The 17,579-nt window shown below is 70.4% G+C and carries 19 protein-coding genes and 1 pseudogene; 8 read left to right on the top strand and 12 right to left on the bottom strand.

Annotated elements, in window-relative coordinates; genetic code table 11:
• The first annotated feature begins 13 nt into the window (after positions 1-13).
• Positions 14-1,081, top strand: coding sequence for an MASE1 domain-containing protein (locus tag EV284_RS20290; RefSeq protein ID WP_130336099.1), 1,068 nt, complete (start codon positions 14-16; stop codon positions 1,079-1,081).
• On the opposite strand, the gene EV284_RS20295 is transcribed toward EV284_RS20290, so the two are convergent.
• The 6 genes from EV284_RS20295 to mgrA form a co-directional block, all read right to left on the bottom strand.
• Positions 1,056-1,463, bottom strand: coding sequence for an ATP-binding protein (locus EV284_RS20295; RefSeq protein ID WP_242625743.1), 408 nt, complete (start codon positions 1,461-1,463; stop codon positions 1,056-1,058). The two genes, EV284_RS20290 and EV284_RS20295, sit on opposite strands and share 26 nt — an antisense overlap.
• Positions 1,464-1,722: 259 nt before the next feature.
• Positions 1,723-1,896, bottom strand: a complete 174-nt coding sequence (locus EV284_RS20300) for a CsbD family protein (RefSeq protein WP_086695494.1) — start codon at positions 1,894-1,896, stop codon at positions 1,723-1,725.
• Between the two features lie 86 nt (positions 1,897-1,982).
• The gene (locus tag EV284_RS20305; protein WP_130336103.1) at positions 1,983-2,621 is read right to left on the bottom strand and encodes a DedA family protein; all 639 of its coding nucleotides are present in this window, start codon (positions 2,619-2,621) and stop codon (positions 1,983-1,985) included.
• 60 nt (positions 2,622-2,681) lie between these two features.
• Positions 2,682-3,926: a cation:proton antiporter gene (locus tag EV284_RS20310; RefSeq protein WP_130336105.1), complete on the bottom strand. Its 1,245-nt coding sequence runs from the start codon at positions 3,924-3,926 to the stop codon at positions 2,682-2,684.
• Positions 3,927-3,931: 5 nt separating this feature from the next.
• A complete protein-coding gene (locus EV284_RS20315) occupies positions 3,932-4,417 on the bottom strand; it encodes a TrkA C-terminal domain-containing protein (protein WP_130336107.1) in 486 nt (161 codons plus the stop codon).
• A gap of 123 nt (positions 4,418-4,540) precedes the next feature.
• Positions 4,541-5,587, bottom strand: a complete 1,047-nt coding sequence (gene mgrA, locus EV284_RS20320; protein WP_130336109.1) for an L-glyceraldehyde 3-phosphate reductase — start codon at positions 5,585-5,587, stop codon at positions 4,541-4,543.
• A gap of 338 nt (positions 5,588-5,925) precedes the next feature.
• Between mgrA and EV284_RS20325 the strand changes: the two genes are divergently transcribed.
• On the top strand, positions 5,926-7,404 hold the full coding sequence (locus EV284_RS20325; RefSeq protein WP_242625764.1) for an MFS transporter: 1,479 nt from the start codon (positions 5,926-5,928) through the stop codon (positions 7,402-7,404).
• Between the two features lie 17 nt (positions 7,405-7,421).
• Here EV284_RS20325 and EV284_RS20330 read toward each other — a convergent pair whose 3' ends face one another.
• Positions 7,422-7,772: a hypothetical protein gene (locus EV284_RS20330; protein WP_130336111.1), complete on the bottom strand. Its 351-nt coding sequence runs from the start codon at positions 7,770-7,772 to the stop codon at positions 7,422-7,424.
• Positions 7,773-7,986: 214 nt separating this feature from the next.
• Here EV284_RS20330 and EV284_RS20335 point away from each other — a divergent pair, with 214 nt between their 5' ends.
• The 3 genes and pseudogenes from EV284_RS20335 (at position 7,987) to EV284_RS20345 (ending at position 11,263) form a co-directional block, all read left to right on the top strand.
• Positions 7,987-8,601 carry a TetR/AcrR family transcriptional regulator gene (locus tag EV284_RS20335; protein ID WP_130336113.1) on the top strand — a complete coding sequence of 205 codons (615 nt, stop codon included), beginning with the start codon at positions 7,987-7,989 and terminating at the stop codon, positions 8,599-8,601.
• 475 nt (positions 8,602-9,076) lie between these two features.
• Positions 9,077-9,931: pseudogene (locus EV284_RS20340) on the top strand (glycoside hydrolase family 16 protein); the annotation flags it as partial.
• 120 nt (positions 9,932-10,051) lie between these two features.
• Entirely contained in the window at positions 10,052-11,263 is a 1,212-nt protein-coding gene (locus EV284_RS20345) for a beta-1,3-glucanase family protein (protein WP_130336117.1), read from the top strand.
• A 66-nt stretch (positions 11,264-11,329) separates the two neighbouring features.
• Here the strand turns inward: EV284_RS20345 and EV284_RS20350 are convergent, their stop codons facing one another.
• Positions 11,330-11,776, bottom strand: a complete 447-nt coding sequence (locus EV284_RS20350; protein WP_130336118.1) for a hypothetical protein — start codon at positions 11,774-11,776, stop codon at positions 11,330-11,332.
• A 365-nt stretch (positions 11,777-12,141) separates the two neighbouring features.
• Here EV284_RS20350 and EV284_RS20355 point away from each other — a divergent pair, with 365 nt between their 5' ends.
• Both EV284_RS20355 and EV284_RS20360 read left to right on the top strand, forming a co-directional pair.
• Positions 12,142-12,753 carry a hypothetical protein gene (locus EV284_RS20355; RefSeq protein WP_130336120.1) on the top strand — a complete coding sequence of 204 codons (612 nt, stop codon included), beginning with the start codon at positions 12,142-12,144 and terminating at the stop codon, positions 12,751-12,753.
• Positions 12,754-12,896: 143 nt separating this feature from the next.
• Positions 12,897-14,312, top strand: a complete 1,416-nt coding sequence (locus tag EV284_RS20360; protein ID WP_130336122.1) for a sugar porter family MFS transporter — start codon at positions 12,897-12,899, stop codon at positions 14,310-14,312.
• 9 nt (positions 14,313-14,321) lie between these two features.
• On the opposite strand, the gene EV284_RS20365 is transcribed toward EV284_RS20360, so the two are convergent.
• The gene (locus EV284_RS20365; RefSeq protein ID WP_130336124.1) at positions 14,322-14,747 is read right to left on the bottom strand and encodes an ATP-binding protein; all 426 of its coding nucleotides are present in this window, start codon (positions 14,745-14,747) and stop codon (positions 14,322-14,324) included.
• A 109-nt stretch (positions 14,748-14,856) separates the two neighbouring features.
• Here EV284_RS20365 and EV284_RS20370 point away from each other — a divergent pair, with 109 nt between their 5' ends.
• Entirely contained in the window at positions 14,857-15,558 is a 702-nt protein-coding gene (locus tag EV284_RS20370; RefSeq protein ID WP_130336126.1) for an SDR family oxidoreductase, read from the top strand.
• 66 nt (positions 15,559-15,624) lie between these two features.
• Here the strand turns inward: EV284_RS20370 and EV284_RS20375 are convergent, their stop codons facing one another.
• The 3 genes from EV284_RS20375 to sbnA form a co-directional block, all read right to left on the bottom strand.
• Positions 15,625-16,008, bottom strand: coding sequence for a DUF3618 domain-containing protein (locus tag EV284_RS20375; protein ID WP_130336128.1), 384 nt, complete (start codon positions 16,006-16,008; stop codon positions 15,625-15,627).
• A complete protein-coding gene (locus EV284_RS20380) occupies positions 16,005-16,421 on the bottom strand; it encodes a phage holin family protein (RefSeq protein ID WP_130336130.1) in 417 nt (138 codons plus the stop codon). Before EV284_RS20380 ends, EV284_RS20375 begins: the two co-directional genes overlap by 4 nt.
• Before the next feature lie 130 nt (positions 16,422-16,551).
• The gene (sbnA, locus tag EV284_RS20385) at positions 16,552-17,577 is read right to left on the bottom strand and encodes a 2,3-diaminopropionate biosynthesis protein SbnA (protein ID WP_130336132.1); all 1,026 of its coding nucleotides are present in this window, start codon (positions 17,575-17,577) and stop codon (positions 16,552-16,554) included.
• Between the last annotated feature and the right edge of the window lie 2 nt (positions 17,578-17,579).

Consider the following 17,579-nt stretch of genomic DNA (forward strand, 5'->3'; position numbering starts at 1 on the left):
TGAGAGTTGCCGGGTGGTGGCATTCCCTGAAGCGCGTCGGCCGGGCGGCCATGCCGCCCTGGTCGTGGCCGTCGCGGTCTGCTACTTCGCGGCCGGGCGCCTCGGGCTGCTCTGCGAGCTCACCGTCGACGGCGCCGTCGTCACCCCCATCTGGCCGCCGACCGGCGTGGCCGTCGCCGCCCTGCTGATCCTCGGGGTGCGGTACTGGCCCGGCGTCACCATCGGCGCCTACCTCATCGTGCTGTCGCTGGACACGCCGGTGCTCTACTCGCTCGGCTACATGGTCGGCAACACCCTCGCCCCGGTGGTGGCGGTGGCCCTGCTGCGCCGGGCCGGGTTCCGTACCGACCTCAGGCGGCTGCGGGACGGGCTCGCGCTGGTGTTCTTCGGGGCGCTGGGCGCCATGCTGATCAGCTCGACCCTGGGTGTCGCCCTGCTCGTGGTGACCGACCGGATGCCCGCGCACGCCTTCTGGACCGTGTGGCTCGCCTGGTGGGTGGGGGATGCCATGGGCGTCCTGCTGGGCACCCCGCTGCTGCTCCTGTTCAGCCACGCCCGGGGACTGCGGCCGACACCCCGCCGGTGGGAGGCCGGCACGCTGGCCGTGGCCGCCGTCTGCGTCGTCCCGTTCGCCGTCTACAGCCACCTCAGCCTGCTGTTCCTGGTGTACCCGCTGATCATCTGGGGCGCGCTCCGCTTCGAGCTGGTCGGCAGCATGCTGTGCGCGCTGGCCACCTCGGTGCTCGCGGCGCTCGTCGCCAACGGCGAGGGGGGTGCCTTCCGGGGGCTGAGCCGTGTCGAGATCATGGCCAAGCTCCAGGGGTTCAACGGCACCATGGCGCTGACCGCGCTGCTGCTGTCCGCCGTGATCGCCGAACAACGCCACACCCGGCGCTCCGTGGAGCGGGCGTGCGAGGAACTGGTCGAGGTGCTGGAACACCTCACGGCGGGGGAGGCCCCGCCACCCCGCCCGGCCACCGAGGACGCCGACCCCCTGCTCCGGTCCGGCGACGACGCGCGGCCGCCGCCGGACACACCCGAGGGGGAGACGCCCCCTAGTCCAGCGCCACCGACGCGGTGACCCGCTTGCCGCGGCCCAGTGGAGTGACCTCCAGCGCCCCGCACAGCAGGCTCACCAGCCGCAGCCCGTGCCCGCCCACCCGCTCCGGGTCCGGCGGGCGGTGCCGGGGCGGGCGGGGCGAGGAGTCCGTCACGCTGATCCGCAGGGCCACCGGGTCGGGGACCACCTCCACGCACAGCGTGAACGGCCCCGGCGCGTGCTTGAGCGCGTTGGTCACCAGCTCGCTGGCGACGAGCTGCGCGTCCTGCACGGTACGCGCCGACGGGGCGGGGCGGACCCGCGCGAGCAGGTCGGCGACCGCGTCCCTGGCCTCCGGGAGGGACGCGGTGTCGGCGTCCCAGCGGCGGCTGTAGCGCGGCAGCTCCGCGGTGGTCCGCGTCATGGTGTCTGTCGTGAGGGGGAGGTCCATGCGGAATCGCCCTTCTCCCGTGGTGGCCGGTCCTGGCCCCGTCGTGCGATCGCGGAGGATCGTCCCTTCTCCACCCGGCTACCCCCAGCTCCGCCGATCAAGGGGCGTCGGGGCGTGATTCCCCCGGACGCGTGAGAAATGACCCGGGTAAAACACCAGGCACACAAAGTGGCGGGCCCGGAAATCCGCGAAGGGGATTTCCGGGCCCGCCCCGGTACGGCATCGCACCGACTCAGTGTTTGAACGTGTCCTTCGCCTTCTCCTTGGCCTGACGGGCATCGCCCTTGGCGCCTTCGGCGCGGCCCTCGGCCTCCATGCGCTCGTTCCCGACGGCCTTGCCCATGGTCTCCTTGACCTTGCCCTTGAGCTGCTCCGCCTTGGCCTTGCCCTTCTGGTCACCAGCCATGGGGTATTCACATCCCAACGTTTTCGGTGCGTGGTCGACATTCGGATATCCCCACCCCCGCCGGGCCAAACCAGAAAAGTCGAAATTCATGGACCGGAGTCGTTCCGGCGGGCCCGTCGGCGCCGTGCCAGATGCCGGACGACCAGCGCCGCCACCAGCAATGCGACGGCGATGAGCACGTAACGCTGATAGCGGACGATCTCGTCGTACACCGCCGTGATGTGGCTGCCCGCCAGGTATGCCAGGGAGGACCACAGGCCCACCCAGAGGGCCGCGCCGAGCGCGTTGAAGGCGAGGAAGCGGGGCCAGGGCATCCCTGTGGTGCCGGCGATGATGCCGTTGGCCTGGCGCAGTCCCTCCACGAACCGGGCCACCGTGACGATCTTGCCGCCGTGCCGCCGGAAGAACGCCTCCGCGGCCTCGAAGCGCTTCGGCGTCAGCAGGATGTACCTGCCCCAGCGCTCGACGAACGCCCGGCCGCCCGTACGGCCGATCACATACCCGACGTTGTCCCCGAGGACGGCCGCCGCGAACGCGATGGACGCCACGGCGACGATGTTCAGCCGGCCCGCACCGGCGTAGACCCCGGCCGCGAGCAGAATCGTCTCGCCCGGCGCCGGGACCCCGAAGTCCTCCAGGAAGACGACCGCGCCGACGGCCCAGTAGCCGTAGTGACCGAGGAGCGGGGCCAGCGGCGCCAGCGGGCCGGGGAGGGGAGGCGGCATGGCATCACCGTACGCCGCGCCGCGCTCCGCCCCCCCCGTGACCTGCGTGAAGGGCCGTACTCAGGAGCGGCCCACCGCGTCCTGGTCGCGCACCTCAGCGGGGGCGTACGGCTCCGCGGCCGGCGCGGCGGCGGTCGTGCGGGCCCGGCGCCACTTGGCGAACCCCAGGGCGATCTGGTCGGTGTAGCGCGCGGTCAGCGGACCGACGACCACCAGGATCAGCACGTACGCGGTGGCCAGCGGGCCCAGCCGGGAGTCGATGCCCGAGGTGACCGCGAGACCGGCGATGACCACCGAGAACTCGCCGCGCGCCACCAGCGTGCCGCCCGCCCGCCAGCGGCCCCGCACGGAGACGCCCGCGCGCCGCGCCGCCCAGTAGCCGGTGGCGATCTTGGTGAGCGCGGTGACGACCGCCAGGGCCAGCGCGGGCAGCAGCACCGGCGGGATGCTCGCGGGGTCGGTGTGCAGCCCGAAGAACACGAAGAAAACGGCCGCGAACAGGTCCCGCAGCGGTGCCAGCAGGTTGTGCGCGCCCTCGGCGACCTCTCCGGAGAGCGCGATGCCCACCAGGAAGGCGCCGACCGCCGCCGAGACCTGGAGCTGCTGGGCGAGTCCGGCGACCAGCAGGGTGAGGCCGAGGACCACCAGCAGCAGCTTCTCCGGGTCGTCGCTGGAGACGAAGCGGGAGATGACCCGGCCGAAGCGCACCGCCAGCAGCAGCACCAGACCGGCCACGCCGAGCGCGATGGCGAGGGTGATGCCGCCCGCCACGAAGCCCGTACCGGCCAGCAGGGCGGTGACCAGCGGGAGGTAGACCGCCATCGACAGGTCCTCCAGCACCAGGATGCTGAGGATCACCGGGGTCTCCCGGTTGCCGATCCGGCCCAGGTCGCCCAGGACCTTGGCGATGACGCCGGAGGACGAGATCCAGGTGATGCCGGCCAGCACCACGGCGGCGATGGGACCCCAGCCCAGCAGCAGTGCCATCACCGCACCCGGCACCGCGTTGAGCGCGAAGTCCACCAGACCGGCCGGGTACTGGGTCTTGAGGTTGGAGACCAGGTCACCGGCGGTGTACTCCAGGCCGAGCATGAGCAGCAGCAGGATCACGCCGATCTCGGCGCCGATCGCCACGAACTCCTCACTGGCGCCCAGCGGCAGCAGCCCGCCCTCGCCGAAGGCCAGCCCGGCGAGCAGATACAGCGGGATGGGGGAGAACCTGAGCCGGGCGGCGAGCCGCCCGAGCAGGCCGAGGGCCAGGATGATCGCGCCGAACTCGATGAGGAAGACCGCGGAGGAATGCATCCGGATCACTCCCTGCCGAGGATCTCGGCGGCCGCGTCCACGCCCTCGCGGGTGCCGATCACGATGAGCGTGTCACCGCCCGCCAGCCGGAAGCCCGGGCCGGGGGAGGGGATGGCGTCGGCGCGGCGGAGCACGGCCACGATTGACACACCGGTCTCGGTGCGCATCCGGGTCTCCCCGAGCAGCCGTCCGTTCCAGTGCGAGACGGAGGACAGCGAGATGCGCTCGGCGACCAGACCCAGCTCGGTCGTGAAGAGCAGGCTGGGGCTCTGGTGCGTCGGCATCAGCGCCCCGGCGACGGCCTCCGCCTCGCCGCTGGTCAACTGCACCGACAGTGCGCACGCGTCGGGGTCGTCCTCGCGGTAGGCGCTCAGTGTCCGCGCCCCGTCCCGGTGGGCCACCACCGACAGCCCGCGGTGTTCCCGGGTGGTGAGGTCGTACCGGACGCCGATCCCCGGCAGCGGCGTCCTACTCGTGCGTGCGGTGCCCATGGCAACCCCCCTGGATTTTTTGACTCTTTCTTGGTGCAACCATTGCCCACACCCTAGCTTGACGGTGCATGGCCACACGGAAAGCGGTCTCTCAGGGGGGTCACGTCATGCCCGGTACGCCGCTCAGCCGCCGAGGTTGCCCTGCCGGGCGTCGGCCCACAGGTCGACCCCGCCGTCCGTGGCGTACTTGTCGATCTCGGCCAGCTCCTCGGCGCTGAACTCCAGGTTCTCCAGCGCCGCCACGTTCTGCTCCAGCTGCTCGGTGCGCGAGGCGCCGATCACCAGCGAGGTCACCCGCTCGTCACGCAGCGCCCAGGCCAGCGCCATCTGTGCCAGGGACTGGCCGCGCCGGGCCGCGATGTCGTTCAGGGCGCGCAGCCGGCCGCGCATGTCCTCCGTCAGCCAGGACTGGTCGAAGGACTTGCCCGCCGCCGCCCGCGAGTCCTCCGGCACGCCGTCCAGGTAGCGGCCGGTCAGCAGGCCCTGCGCCAGTGCCGTGAAGCCGATGACGCCGAAACCCTCCTCCTCGGCCACGTCCAGCAGACCCTCGGTCTCGATCCAGCGGTTGAGCATGTTGTACGACGGCTGGTGGATCAGCATCGGCGTGCCCAGCTCGCGCAGGATCGCCGCGGCCTGCCGGGTGCGCTCGGCGTCGTAGGAGGAGATGCCGACGTACAGCGCCTTGCCCTGGCGGACGGCGGTGTCGAGCGCGCCCATCGTCTCCTCCAGCGGCGTGCTCGCGTCCAGCCGGTGGGAGTAGAAGATGTCCACATAGTCCAGGCCCATACGCTTCAGCGACTGGTCCAGGGAGGCCAGCACATATTTGCGCGAGCCACCGCCCTGGCCGTAGGGGCCCGGCCACATGTCCCAGCCCGCCTTGGTGGAGACCACCAGCTCGTCCCGGTACGGCGCGAGGTCCTGCTTCATCAGCCGGCCGAAGTTGATCTCCGCCGAGCCGTAGGGCGGGCCGTAGTTGTTCGCCAGGTCGTGGTGGGTGATCCCCAGGTCGAAGGCGCGCAGCGCGATCTCCCGCTGGGTCGCGAAGGGCCGGTCGTCACCGAAGTTGTGCCAGTAGCCCAGCGACAGCAGGGGCAGGTCGAGCCCCGAGCGGCCGGTGCGCCGGTAGCGCATGGTGCCGTCGTAGCGAGCGGGGTCCGCGACATGGTTCATCGGGTGATCTCCGGGTGATGCCGTAGGGGTGCCCCCGGGAAGCGGGGCTGATCCACCCTGCGCCCTCGGCAGCGCGAAGTCCAACCGTCGCATGTCATGGGATTGAGCTGCCTTGTTTCTTAATCACCCCGCTTCTGACCTCGGGGTTCGCCCGTGTGCACGTGGCCGGTGTGACGTGTGGGGCGTTGGGCAGCAGGATGGGACACGGGGCTGATGCCCGGTGCGGCCGGAGAAAGCGCATCCCGGTGACACCGACGGCGAAAGGAGCGGCAGTGAGTGATGCCCTGTCCGACGGAGAGCGGCCCTCAGACATAAAGAAGAAGGCCTCCAAGGCCGTGATGGAGCTCCCCCATCAGGTCCGCGAGGAGCTGACCCACCGACTGCGGCGCAATCGGGGTGCCTTCCGCAAGGACGACGTCCAGGTCGTCGAATCTCCCCTGCTCAAACGGGCCGTCGGCGCCTCGGCGCTCGGCAACTGCATGGAGTGGTTCGACTTCGGGGTCTACAGCTACCTCGCCGCCACGCTCGGCAAGGTGTTCTTCCCCGGTGCCTCCCCGGGCGCCCAGGTGATCTCCTCCTTCGCCACCTTCGCCGCCGCCTTCGTGGTCCGCCCGCTCGGCGGCCTGGTCTTCGGACCGCTCGGCGACCGGCTCGGCCGGCAGAAGGTGCTGGCCACCACCATGATCATGATGGCCATCGGCACCTTCGCCATCGGTGTGATCCCCGGCTACTCCACCATCGGCATCGCGGCACCGATCCTGCTGCTGGTCGCCCGCATGGTGCAGGGCTTCTCCACCGGCGGCGAGTACGGCGGTGCGACCACCTTCGTCGCGGAGTACTCACCCGACCGGCGGCGCGGCTTCCTCTCGAGCTGGCTCGACTTCGGCACCTTCGTCGGCTACGCCCTCGGCTCCGCCCTGGTCACCGTGCTGAACCTGCTGCTGACGGACGCCGAGATGCTCTCCTGGGGCTGGCGCATCCCGTTCCTGGTCGCCGGTCCGCTCGGTGTGATCGGCCTCTACATGCGGCTGAAGCTGGAGGAGTCCCCGGCCTTCCAGCAGCAGCTCGACGAGCACGAGAAGAGCCTCGCCCAGGAGTCGGCGGGCAGCGAGTTCAAGGACATCATCAAGAAGCACTGGGCGGCGCTGCTCATCTGCATGGGCCTGGTGCTGCTCTACAACGTCACCAACTACATGGTCACGGGATACCTGCCGACGTACCAGACCGAGACGCTCGGCCGGTCCAGCAGTTCGGCCGACGTGCTGGTGCTCATCGGCATGGTGTGGATCGTCATCCTGATCACGTTCCTCGGCCGGCTCAGCGACCGGATCGGCAGGCGCCCGCTGTACGGCTGGGCCGCCGTCGCCATGATCGTGCTGGCCGTCCCGTCCTTCCTGCTGATCAAGATGGAGGGCACCTGGGCGCCGATCCTCGGCGTGCTGATCCTGTCCACCCTGCTCGCCTGCTTCGCCGCGCCGAGCGCGGCCACGCTGCCGGCCCTCTTCCCGACGGCCGTCCGGTACGCGGCGATGGGCATCGGCTTCAACTTCGCCGTCGCGGCCTTCGGCGGCACGACCCCGCTGGTGACCGCCGCGCTGGTGGACATCACCGGCGACGACCTGATGCCCGCGTACTACCTGATGCTGGCCGGAGCCATCGGTCTGATCACGGTGAAGTTCCTTCCCGAGAGCGCCCAGGTCCCCCTGCGCGGCTCCCAGCCCATGGTCGGCTCGAACGAGGAACGCCGCGAGCTGATCACGACGTCCAAGGAGCTGTACGCCCTGGCGAAGGACAGCCCGGCGGCCGACCGGGGTTAGAACTCCTCACGAAGCGCTCACGAACGGCGCGGCTTCATGTATTCGAAGACGGCGCCGTCGGGGTGGCGGGCGACGATGCGGGTGCCGTTGGGAACCTCGTTGACCTCTTCGAGGATGTCCGCGCCGGCCTTTGCCAGCGCCTCCAGGACGGGGCCGAGGTCGTGGACCAGAACCGTGGCGGTCTGCGAGGTGTACTTCTCCAGCGGGCCCGCGTAGAGCAGGAAGGGGCCGACCTTGGCGACGTGGAGTTCCTTGTAGGTGAAGCGCCTGGCTTCGGCGCCGCCGGCCAGGTCGCGGTAGAGAGGGATGGCCGCTTCCAGATCGTCGACCTCGACGTTGGCGACCATGGCCGTGATGTTCTCGCTCATGCTGTGTCTCCGGTGGGGTGCGAACAGACAGGGGATTTCGGGGCGGCGGGGTTCCGGTCCCGCGCGGCGGTGCCGCGCCGCGGCGGGGCCCTGCCCCTCGGCCCGACGCCGCTGCGGTGCGCGGGCCACCCCCTTCTCGCGCACAGTTCTTTACCGTTCAGTCCAGAACGTAGTTGTTATGGACTGAACGGTCAAGAACGGGTACGGTGACCGCATGGCCAGACCCCGCAGCTTCGACGAGACGGAGGTCCTGGCGCGGATCAGGGACACCTTCTGGTCCACGGGCTACGCCGCCACCAGCATCGACGAGATCGCGGCTGCCGCCGGGCTCGGCAAGGGCAGCCTGTACGGCGCGTTCGGGACCAAGGAGGAGATGTACCGCCGGGTGTTCGCCGCCTACTGCGCCGGCCTCGTCGATACCGTGCGCGCCAGACTCGCCGGCTCCGACAGTGGAGCGCTGGACCGGGTACGGGAGCAGATCCGCACCATCGCCCGCGCCACCGGCGCCGACACCGCGCTGCGCGGATGCCTGCTCGCCAAGGGGGCCGCGGAACGGTCCGAGCACGACACCCAGGTCGCCGAAATCGCCCGCCGCACCGTCCAGGCCATCGGCACCCTGCTCACCCAGGCCCTGTCCGCCGCCCAGCGCGCGGGCGACATCAGCGCCGACGCCGACCCCGCACGCCTGGGCGCCTTCCTCCTGAGCGTGATGCGCGGCATCGAGGCTCTGGGCAAGGCGGGCACCGATCCCGCCTACCTCGACACGGCCGCCGAAACCGCTCTCGGGCTGCTCCCCCTCACCCGCCAGGCGACGACCACGCCCACCTGAACCCGGGCGGCCGGCTCCGCCGCCGTAACGGGCTGAGGGGATCAGGAAGACCATCGTCTTCCCCGCAACGGAACATCCGCGACGGGGCGAGACCTTCAGGAGACCGAGACCCCCGGCAAGGCCCCCGTAGCCCCTGCAGCGACGGGGGTCTTCGCATGTCAGGGCGCCAACTCCGGTTCCTCGGCCGGGACTTAAGGGGAGATTAATCGAGGATTAAACATCGCCCGGTGAGGCTGCCGTTTGTTCGGATACCCGTTGCTCATGGGCGATTTGGGGGGTCGCCGGGCTTGTTGGAGCCGGTGGGGCCGAGGCGTATGGTCGGGGCCTGCCGGTGGTGCTCGCCCTGCGCGTGAGAGCGCTCTCAGACCTTCGGGTCCGGTGTGTGCGGTGTGCTCCTCCGGCGCTCGTCCCCTCCCCCCACGGTCGAGGGCGTGCCTCGTACGTCCCCCCACAGAGAACAGGGTGTGTTCAGGTCATGGCTGGTCATCGTTTACGTCGCTGGTCCTACCGCGGACTGATCGGCACAAGCGCCGCCGCCCTCGCGGCCGGTGTGCTGCTCAACACCACCGGCCCCGGCGCGCACCGCGCCGACGCGGCGCCGGCGGCCGCGCTGAGCTGGTCCGACGACTTCGACGGCGCCGCGGGCAGCGCGCCGGACAGCTCCCGCTGGACCCTGGAGACGGGTGGCGGCGGCAACGGCAACCACGAGTTGCAGTACTACACGAACAGCACCGACAACGCCGCCCTCGACGGCAACGGCAACCTCGTCATCACCGCCCGCAAGAACACCGATCCCAACCTGAACTGCTGGAACGGGCCGTGTCAGTTCACCTCCGCGCGGCTGAACACGGCGCGGACCTTCACGCAGAAGTACGGCCACTTCGAGGCCCGCATCAAGATCCCGCGCGGTCAGGGCACCTGGCCGGCCTTCTGGATGCTGGGCGACGACCTCGGCAGCACCGGCTGGCCGGGCAGCGGCGAGATCGACATCATGGAGAACGTCGGCAAGGAGCCCTCCACGGTCCACGGCACCATCCACGGCCCCGGCTACTCCGGTGCGGGCGGGATCGGCGCCGCGTACAACCTGCCCGACGGCAGGCCGTTCGCCGACGACTTCCACACCTTCGCGGTCGACTGGAGCCCGTCCGGCATCACCTGGTCCGTGGACGGCCAGAACTACCAGACCCGCACCCCGGCCGACGTGAACGGCAACAAGTGGGTCTACGACCACCCCTTCTTCATCATCCTCAACCTCGCCGTCGGCGGTGACTGGCCCGGCAGCCCCGACGGCGGTACGTCCTTCCCGCAGACGATGACCGTCGACTACGTCCACGTCTCCGCCCAGAACTGAGGTCCGGGGCCGGGAGTCGCCGACCCCCGGCCCCCCTGACCGTCCCCGTGCCGTCCCGGCTCCGGCCGGGTGCTTCCCCCACTGCAAGGAGTTACCCGCATGTCGCCTCGTCACCAGCGCAACCTGACCCGCCGCAAGCTGATGTTCGCCCTGGGCGGTGCGGCCGTGGCCATCCCCGCGGGCGCCGCCATCGCGCCCTTCGCCCTCGCCGACCAGCCGGGCGACAGCGGCGGCAACAAGACCCGCGCGGCCTCGGGTTCGCTGCCGGTGACCGTCGTCAACAACAGCGGCTCGTTCGCCAACGGCTCCGTGAACGTCTACGTGGTCGGCAACGTCGACGGCAAGCAGGTCCGCCTCAAGCAGGACGGCACCCTCGCGCCCATCGCCGTCTCCGACAACGGTGCGGACGGCTTCACCGACTACGCGATACCGCTCGCGGGCAGCGGCGAGACCAAGCTGTCCCTGCCGTTCATGTCGGGCCGTATCTACGTCTCGCTCGGCGACAAGCTGAAGATGAAGGCCGTCACCGACGGCAACGGCAACGCGGCGCTGCAGTTCCCGGCCGGCTGGGTCGAGTCCGACCCCAACTTCGGTGTGCTGCACGACTGTGCGGAGTTCACGTACAACGCGTCCGGCATGTTCTGCAACACCACGATGGTCGACATGTTCAGCGTGCCGATGAGCATCCGGCTCACCGGTGAGAAGGACCAGACGACCGGCGGCATCCGGGACGGGGGCCGCGCCGCCGCGTTCGCCGCGGTCAAGGAGGTCGCGGAGTTCTCCAAGCTGGTCGTCGACGACAAGCGCATCATCGCGCCGGGTCACGGGCTGGACGCCGGGCTCTTCGCCAAGGACTACTTCGCGCCGTACATCGACGAGGTGTGGTCCACCTTCACCGGCAAGGACCTCAAGATCACGACCAACGCCGGCACCTTCACCGGCCGCGTCCGAGGCGACCGCTTCACCTTCGACGGGCCGGCCTCGGTGTCCTTCGCCAAGCCCTCCACCCGTGACGTCCTCTTCTGCGACGGCAACCTCGCCGCCCCGAACGACGGCACCACCGGTCCCGTCGCCGCCGTCCTCGGCGCCGGCTTCAACCGCTCGACGCTGCTCACCGACACCGCGCAGCCCAGCACCGACCCGGCCGCCTTCTACCAGGGCGAGCTGACCAACCACTACTCCAAGGCCATCCACGCGGCCACCAAGGACGGCAAGGCGTACGGCTTCGCCTTCGACGACGTCGCCGACTTCGCCTCCTTCATCCAGGACACGGCGCCCTCCGGCTTCACGCTCACGCTGACGGCGTTCTGATCCACCCCCGACAGCACTGCTCCCCGCCTCGGCTCAAGGCGGGGAGCAGTGTGGTGTCCCTGGTGGTCAGCAGGGGCGGATGTGCCATACCGGCGTCCAGGACGCGGTACCGCTCTGCGGGGCCCGGCTGCTCCACCGTTCGGTGCCGTTCTGGTTGTAGAAGCGGGCCACGGTGCCGCTGCTCTGGCTGTTGTTGAAGTAGCCGTCCCCGATTCCGTAGAAGTCGTAGTAGCCGCAGTAGTAGTAGTCGTAACGCTTGCCGTCGCCGTCCTGGATACACAGGTGCCCGGAGCTGCAACTGATCGCGGCGGTGGCGGAGGCGGCGAAGGTCACCGTCCCGCCGGGCATCGTCGCCTTGTCCGCCGCGAGCTGCCGCTCGCCGGGGTGGGCGGCCAGATAGCCGTCGATCCGGCCCTGCACACCGCCCGCCGCCGACGCGCTCCCGGCCAGCAGCTGACTTCCCGCCAGCGCCGCCGCGGCCACCAGCACGCCCACAACTTTGCGCACGCTCATCCTGAAACTCCCCCTGTCCCCGCCCCCGGCCACCGCCACGGACGACGCCGGTCCCGAAGGCTGGACCCATCGTCCCGAGTGGATGAGCTGCCCTTGAAGCCCGATTCCGGTCATTGCCCCCGCCCCGGCTCCCACCGGGGGCGCACACACACCCCACCCCCGGTCCCTTCGCACTACGAACCGTTTCAGCAACCGCCCCGAGAAAATCGCTCCGCAATGCCGAGGAAACGACTCCTGTATCGCGGGCACCTTCTGTCTCCCCCAACCGGCCCCTTCGAGTGACCAGTTGTCGGTCCAGGCCGGTGCGGGCCGGGGGAGCGGGTCGGGGAGACTGTCCCCTCGGATCAAGGGGAGGGCTGCCGAGCATGAAGCGTGGGGTTCGAGGGCTGGTGACGGTCGCCGTCGTGCTGGCCGGGAGCGGTTGCGCCGCCGACGCACTGCCGGCGCGTCCCGCCGGTGCCCGTGTCGCGCCGTCCGAGCGGGCCTGCCCGCACGGAACCTTCCGGTGGGGCAAGGTCGTGAAGAGGGAGGTGCTGGCAGGGGTGTCGGACGCCCGGCGCTTCGATGTGGGGCACGGGACCACCACCGTCCACGCGACCTTCGAGGCGGCTCCCGTCCGCTCGCTCCACGCGGGCGTCACACCGGACGAGGGCACGCTGGACCAGCGTGCCGCCGTCGCGGCGCTGGAGAGGGAGACCGGTGTCGAACTCGCCGACGCCGGGGAGGACTTCAGGCTAGGCGCGGACAGGGTGCAGGAAGTGTCGTTCAAGAAGTCGAAGGGCGCCCTCTTCTACGCCGTCGGCGTCACCACCTACGAAGCGTCCTTCGCACACTACTGCGCCCCGGCGGACACGACACCGACACGCGGCACCGTGGCCACCTGGTCACCGGTGACGTACGGCGACCTCGTCAAGTGCGGGATCGACGAGAAGCTCGAACCGGCGAGCGTCGAGGCCCAGCGGCTCGTGTGCCGCTGACCTGATCGTTCCGGGTGGGACTCCACGGCCGGTCGGCACGCTCGGCCGGTTCGGCCCGCCGGAGCGAGCCGTCCCGGCTGGGGGACCTCCTCCGACGTACGGTTCTGGCTGGCGGAAACGGTCGAAACCGCCCGGGAGGAACGATGACGCAAGCCGCGGGTCAGGCGCCCCGCACCACCAAGGGGCTGAACGGCCACATGCTGATGGCGGCCGTGGTGTCCGCGATCAGCGGTCTGCTGTACGGCTACGACACCGGCATCATCTCCGGCGCGCTGCTCCAGATCGCCGAGGAGTTCCACATCGGCGACACGATGAAGGAGACCATCGCCGCCGGAATCCTGCTGGGCGCGGTCATCGGCTCGCTGAGCTGCAGCCTGCTGTGCGAGCGCTTCGGCCGGCACCGCACCATCCTGCTGATCTGCTGCGTGTTCATCGTGGGCAGCCTGACCTGCGCGGTCGCCCCCAACGCCGTGGGTCTGGCCCTCGCCCGCGTGCTGCTGGGCTTCGCGGTCGGCGGCGCCACGCAGACCGTGCCGATGTACGTGGCCGAGCTGGCGCCCCGGACGATCCGCGGCCGCCTGGTGCTCTGTTTCCAGCTCGCCATCGGTGTCGGCATCGTGATCGCCACGATCGTCGGCGCGAGCGAGGCCGTGTCCTGGCGGGTGGCGATCGGCGCGGCCGCCGCCCCCGCCCTGCTGATGCTGCTGGGTCAGTTGCGGCTCCCCGAGAGTCCCCGCTGGCTGATCCTGCGCAAGGGCGACGTCGACGAGGCGGAGAAGGTCCTGAGGCGGGTCCGCCCGGCGGGCTACGACGTCGACTCCGAGCTGGAGGAGATCAGCGCCCTGGGCCGCCGTCAGCAGCGCACCGACCGCGACCATCAGGGCTGGCGCGGGCTGCGGCAGAGGTGGGTGCGTCCGGCGCTGGTCGTCGGCTGCGGCATCGCCGTCTTCACCCAGCTCTCCGGCATCGAGATGATCATCTACTACGCCCCGACCATCCTCACCGACAACGGCTTCGACCGTTCCTCGGCGCTCCGGGTCAGCGTGGCGCTCGGGGTGGTCTACCTGGTGATGATGATCGTCGGCCTGTGGATCGTCGACAAGGTCGGCCGCCGCAGGCTCACCCTGATCATGGTGCCCGGCGCAGCCCTGAGCCTGTTCGTGCTGGGCGGCTTCTACATCACCGGCCACGGCACTCGCGCCTACGTCCCCGCCATCGTCGCCTGCCTGCTGACCTTCATGTTCTTCAACGCGGGCGGCCTGCAGCTGATGGGCTGGCTGACCGGCTCCGAGATCTATCCGCTGACCGTGCGGGCCGCCGCCACCAGCGTCCAGTCGGCCACCCTGTGGAGCACCAACCTGCTGATCACCCTCACCCTGCTCAGCATGATCAGCGCCTTCGGGGTGGGCCAGGTCTTCTGGATCTACGCCTTCTTCAACGTGGCCGCCTGGCTGTTCGTCTGGCGGAAGATGCCGGAACTCACCGGGCACAGCCTGGAGGACATCGAACGGCACCTGAAGAACGACGAGTTCCAGCCCGAGGACTTCGCCCGTTCCTGACCGGCACCCTCAACTCACGGGCCGGAAGCAGGCCGTGACCTCCTTGCCGCGCGGGCAAGGATAGGCGCCCCAGCTGTCGGCCAGCGCGTCCACCAGCAGCATGCCCCGCCCGCCGGTCGCCTGGGTGGTCGGCCTGCGCTGTTCCGGCAGCTCCGGCGAGGCGTCGTGCACGGTGACATGCAGGCACTCGCTGTCCCAGGTCAGCACGAGCTGCGCGGTGGCCTGGGCGTGCACATGGGCGTTGGTGACGAGCTCGGAGACGGTCAGCAGCACCGCGTCCACCGTGTCCGGCGCGCTCCGCGACCAGTCCAGGCTCTCGAGGTGGCCGCGCGTCCAGTCCCGCGCCGCCTTCACGCCACTGCTGACGGGCAGCGACCGGGCCCACCCCACGGCGCGCAGGGAGGACTCGTTCGAGGAAGATTCATCGACGCTCATGACGTCCGCCTTCCCCGCGATCGCCCCGGCACCCCGCGGAAAGCCTTGACTTCGCGAGCACTCCAAGTGATGAGCTCCTCGGTGTCCACGAACACCGAGGGGGATGACCATGAACGACTCACCGGTCGCGCTCATCACGGGCGGCGGCAGCGGCATCGGCGCGGCGGTGGCACGGCAGCTGCTGGCAGCCGGCTACCGGGTCACCGTCACCGGACGCGGCAAGGACCGGTTGCGGGAGTTCGCCGAGAGCCTGGGCGATCCCGCCGAACTGCTTGCCGTCCCGGGCAGCGCGTCGTCCTACGACGACGTCCGGGACGCGGTGGACCGCACCGTCGAGCGGTACGGGCGGCTGGACACCGTCATCGCCAACGCCGGTGTCGCCACGCACGACTCCGTCGCCGAGGGCGACCCGGCGGGGTGGAGCGAGATGGTGCTGACGAACGTCCTCGGCCCGGCTCTGCTCATCCGCGCCGCCGTCGACGCGCTCAAGGAGACCCGCGGCCGGATCGTCCTCATCGGAAGCGTCGCCGGGTTCGTGAACACCCCCGGCAACCTCTACGGGGCGACCAAGTGGGCGGTCACCGGACTCGCCGAGAACACCCGGCGCCAGGTCACCGAGCACGGCATCGGCGTCACCCTGGTCGCACCCGGCCGGGTGGAGACCCCGTTCTGGGACGGCTACGGCAGTCTGCCGCCGGGGCATCTGCTGACCGCCGACCAGATCGCCGCCTCGGTGGTCTGGGCGATCCGGCAGCCGGCCGGGGTGGACGTCAACACCGTCGTCGTGCGTCCGGTCGGGCAGCCCAACTGAGCCGACGCGACAGGCCCCGGCCGAGCGGACTTCCGCTCGGCCGGGGCCCGTTCGGTACGGAGCGCGCTAGCGGCGCTTCCGGCGGCTCAGCAGGGTCAGCGCGACCACCGCGACCGCACCGGCGACCAGCAGCTTGCGCTTGTCGCGGACCTGCTCGGGCGCGCGCTCCTGCCAGAGCTGCTCGGCCTGGCCGGCCTTGGCCCGCACCTGGGTCGCCGCGATGGCGGCCTTCTCCTTGACCGGGTCCGGCACCTTCTCCGCCAGCTTCTGCGCGGTCTCGGCGGTCTGCACCTTGAGCGCGGCCGCCTTCTCCTGGGCGCGGGCCTTGACGTCGGCCTTGTCGGTGAGCGCCTCCACGGTCTCCCCGAGCTCGTGGCGGGTCCGCTCGACCTGCTCCCGAAGCTCCTGGGGGCTCGCGGAGGAGGACTCCTCGAACGGCTGCTGTGTCATCGCTTGGCACTCTCCTTGATCTCGGCCACATCGGCCTTCACGCTGTCGATGGTCTGCTCCGGAGCGGGCGGGGCGGCCATGCCGACCTCCTTCTTGCCGGTCAGGGCGAGCACCGCGGTGACCGCGCCGAGGACGCCGGTGACGATGAGGGCCGCGGCCCACACCGGAAGCGGTACCGCAAGACCGGCGATCGCCGTGGCCACCAGGGCCTGGAGCGTGAGGAAACCGACCAGGCCGGCGCCCCCGAAGAACCCGCCGCCCTTGCCGTAGCGCTTGCCCTTCTCCTTCATCTCCGCCTGTGCGAGGCGGAGTTCGCCGCGCACCAGCTCGGTGAGCTGCTGCGAGGCGCGTTGCACCAATTCGCCGACCGGCTCCTCACGGGCCACCGCTCGTTCACGGTCGGGTTCGAACATGACCATCACCCCTCCTGCGTCTCCGGCAATCCGGATGCCCCGGTTACGCCGTAGGACGCCTGCGAGGGCCCTGTTGCACAGGGCCCTCACACGGGCGGCACCGAGATGGACGGGGCAGGCGGGGAACGTGTTACGGCTGTGGCCAGCGGTCCGCCTCGCGGGGGGCCGGCTCGTCCGCCTCGAAGGGGCCGGCGGACCGGCTCGGGTCGAGGATCTCGTCGCCGAACAGGTCCTGCAGCCAGTTGGTCTGGTACACGGTGTCCAGGTACCGCTCGCCCAGGTCCGGCGCGATGGCCACCGCCGTCATGTCACGGGTGTCGTGGCGGGCCAGCCAGTGTGCCGCTCCGCTCACCACCGTGCCGGTCGACCCGCCGAAGAGGAAGCCGCGCCGGGCCATCCGGTGGCAGGCGCGGATGGTGTCCGCCTCCTCCACCCGGATCACCTCGTTGACGTAGGACTCGTCCAGCAGCGGCGGCCGCATGCTCATCCCCAGACCGGGGATCATCCGGCGGCCCGGTTCCCCGCCGAAGGCGACCGAGCCCACGCTGTCCACCGCGACGATGCGCACCGGACGGTGCCACTGCCGGAAGTACCGGGCGCACCCCATCAGTGTCCCGGCGGTACCCGTTCCGACGAACAGCACGTCCAGGCGGGGGAACTGACGGGCTATCTGCGGCGCGGTCGTGCGGAAGTGCGCCTGCCAGTTGCCGGGGTTGGTGTACTGGCTGAGCCACACGTACCGGTCGTCGGAGGCGCACAGCGAGCGGACGTACTCGATCCGCGTGCCGAGGAACCCGCCGTTCTCGTCCAGGTCGGCGACGATGTGCACCTTGCTGCCGAGGGACTCCATCAGCAGCCGGGTCGACAGGTTGCAGCGCGAGTCGGTCACGCACAGGAACTTGTAGCCCTTGCTCGCGGCGATCATGCTGAGCGCCACACCGAGGTTGCCGGAGGAGGACTCGACGATGACGGAGTCCGGCTTGAGGATGCCCTCCCGCTCGGCGCTCTCCACCATCTCGTTCGCGGCCTTCAGCTTGATGGAGCCGGCGAAGTTGAAGCCCTCGCACTTCAGGTAGAGGGGACATCCGAGGATCGACTTGAGGTCGACGAAGAGATGGCCTTCGTTGAAGTCATGGGGAGCGGATATGACGGGCACGA

The sequence above is a fragment of the Streptomyces sp. BK022 genome, assembly GCF_004217355.1.
GTDB classification, from domain to species: domain Bacteria; phylum Actinomycetota; class Actinomycetes; order Streptomycetales; family Streptomycetaceae; genus Streptomyces; species Streptomyces griseoluteus.